At 44.0% G+C, this 521-nt stretch carries 1 pseudogene; it reads left to right on the plus strand.

What is annotated here, in order from left to right:
* Window positions 1-139: 139 nt before the first annotated feature.
* A pseudogene (locus CD30_RS19285) lies at window positions 140-521 on the plus strand (transposase); the annotation flags it as partial.

The raw sequence follows: 521 nt of genomic DNA on the forward strand, positions 1-521 counted from the left end.
CCCGAGAAGTAAATCAACCTGTAATTGTAGTGCCCAAGGACTAACGAACTGTACTCACCCACGCCAGTATTCACAACCCGACATCGACTCAGGCTGGGATAGTTCTAGGGAAAAGTACTTCAACGGATATCATCTCTACATGATATCCACTAGCGATAGCCAATACGACTTACCGCTATATCCACGGCTGCATCCTGCTTCCCGGCATGATTCAGTCAGCCTAGTGGCTAGTTCAATTGAATTTTCGCAACGGTACACCTTGGGCACGATTGATAAAATTCTTCTTGATGCAGCGCATGATGCTGAGGCCATTTATGAGCTACTTGAACATCAAAATGTGGAACCCTTCATCGATTTAAATGTTCGAACAAAGAAGAACTTTAGTACAGAAAGTGATATTCAAATATCTCCGACAGGTGTTCCAATCTGTCCGATTGGGAAGGAGATGAAACCCAACGGGTTTGACAAATCTCAAAATCGGCAAAAATGGCGTTGTCCACTTGCTTGCGGTACCAAAAATA

The organism is Ureibacillus massiliensis 4400831 = CIP 108448 = CCUG 49529, from assembly GCF_000772965.1.
GTDB classification, from domain to species: domain Bacteria; phylum Bacillota; class Bacilli; order Bacillales_A; family Planococcaceae; genus Ureibacillus; species Ureibacillus massiliensis.